A 2,130-nucleotide genomic window follows, 5' to 3' on the forward strand; every position below is an offset into this window, starting at 1 on the left:
CCAGCCTTCGTGCCCGGACGGGAAGCGCACGCGGTGGATCGGACCGTTGGCGCGTAGCGCCAACATCTCGGGCGAGGGCTCGATGTGATCGACGCGCCACATCGGCAGCGTCGGCAGGGGTTGTTCGCACATGGTGGCACTTCACTCTCTAAGCGATGGACGGGCGGAAGGTGACCGGCAGGCGCTGCGGGCAGCGAATGACGTAAGACGGCATGTAGATGACCTCCTCCGCGGCGATGGTCAGCGCCAGATCCTCCAGCCGCCCGAACAGCGCGGGGAAGGCGTAGCGCAATTCCAGGCGCGCCAGCGCAGCGCCCAGGCAGGAATGCGGCCCTCGCCGAACGACAGATGAGGGTTATGCCGCCGGGTGACATCGAACCTGTCGGCGCCGGGACCGAAGGCCTTTTCGTCCCGGTTCGCCGCATGGAACGCCATCAGGACGGCGTCGCCGCGGCGGACCATGCATCCGTCGATCTCCACGTCCTGGGTGGCATAGCGGAAAGGCAGATTGGCCACTGCGCTGCCCCAGCGCAGGATCTCCTCGATCGCCTGTGACCACGGAACTTGGCCGCTGCGCACCAGGTGCAGTTGCTGCGGATGCGTCAGCAATGCCAGCACGCCATTGCCGATGACGCCGGTGGTGGTCACGAAGCCCGCAGAGAGCACCATGAACAGCATGTCGATGAGCTCGGTGTCGGAAACGAGCTCGCCGTTGTCGCGCGCGACGATCAGGGCCGAAGCCAGATCGTCGCCGAGCTGGCCCCGCTTGAGCGCGATCAGGCGACGGAAGAACTCCGGGATGCGCTGCCGCGTCTGTCGCACCTCTGCGGCTGTGGCGGAGGTGTTGGCCCGGCTGTAGGTAAGCGCGACGAGCTCCTCGCGCTGTTCGTCCGGCAAACCGAACAGTTCGGCGATCACGTTGGTGGGCAGCGGAACGGCGAACTCGCACATCAGATCGGCACTGCCGCCGCGCTGCGCCATCTCGGCCAGGAGTCGATCGACGCATTGTTCGATCCGTGGCGCCAGCAAGGCGATACGACTGGGCGCGAAGCTCCTGGACAGCAGGCCGCGCAAGCGCCGGTGATCGGCGCCATGCGCCGTGACCATGTTGTCCACTTTGCACATCCCGATCAGCGGATGATCCTCGGGAATCTCGCCGTCCTGCAGCGCCCGCCACTGTCGCCAGTCCCTGTTGAAACGCTGGTCGGAAAGCATCCGCCTGAGCGTCTGGTGACGGCCTGCCGCCCAGGTCACCACATTGCCTGACAGCGACACTCGCGCCATCCCCCCCTGCTGCAGAATCGCAGCAGACAGACTATCAAGTTGCGTGGGAGCGACCGACACACCGATCACATCGCAATGATCGTTTTCTACGCGCATGCCAACAACTCCTTAAAGAACCATTATGTATAAAGTTACAAAATCATTTGCAGCTTCGCGCAAGATGCGTAACGTCTCATCCCTCAACAAGAACCAGCAAAATTGGATTTCGACTAACCCGCTTGACCTTGCCGGGTTCGGGCGCCCTAGTTAATTGAATAACAAGCCCGAAAATTCAAGTGAAAGAATGTTAACTTTATTTGTTACTGAAATGTCTAAAATCGCATAATTCCGCAATATATTTCACAATTCTGGCCCGTCATCCCATTCCTCTCACGGCGTATCAGAACCGCGCTCGGCAGGGCTTCGGGCCCGAGCGCCGCAATACGCGAGGGCCGCGTCTTGTCGCAACACCCCTTGAAGCCTTCGGCGGCGAAGCGCTCTGCCAACGCCATATGCAGCTCTTGGACTTGCCGGCCTGCCGGATCATGTCGACGGTGCCGACGTCATCGTCGGTCCAGCCGGTTCGGAGCCGCCTCAAGAACATGCAGACTTCTGTCATCAGACATAGGCGCAGACATAGAAATTGACGCCGTAAGCTTCCCCGGCTCCTTCAGTGTCATCATCTCTCGCCCATCATCTCATGCCACGCCAGATGAGATCGCGCCTGCTTCTGTTGTTCCATTCCATTATCAGGATCAGAATCGGAAAAGGGTTACTTGCTTTTCATACGTCTGAAACACTCAGTTCATAAAAAATTGTGACGGTTTATATCTTTTCTACAAATTGTAAACATAATATGTACTAACT

Annotated in this window: 1 protein-coding gene and 1 pseudogene; both read right to left on the reverse strand. The window is 59.6% G+C overall.

The window, feature by feature from the left end:
* Positions 1–132, reverse strand: a pseudogene (locus EOA85_RS33505) (cytochrome); the annotation flags it as partial.
* A gap of 108 nt (positions 133–240) precedes the next feature.
* Complete coding sequence (locus EOA85_RS38335; RefSeq protein WP_245486265.1) at positions 241–1,380, reverse strand: cytochrome P450; 1,140 nt, start codon at positions 1,378–1,380, stop codon at positions 241–243.
* Positions 1,381–2,130 lie beyond the last annotated feature (750 nt).

Origin of the sequence: Mesorhizobium sp. M5C.F.Ca.IN.020.29.1.1 (genome assembly GCF_003997375.1) — a bacterium.
Lineage (GTDB): Bacteria > Pseudomonadota > Alphaproteobacteria > Rhizobiales > Rhizobiaceae > Mesorhizobium > Mesorhizobium wenxiniae.

What these genes read in the sequence shown, in the direction of transcription:
- EOA85_RS38335 (WP_245486265.1), bottom strand. Translation starts at nt 1,380, where the DNA reads ATGCGCGTAGAAAACGATCATTGCGATGTGATCGGTGTGTCGGTCGCT.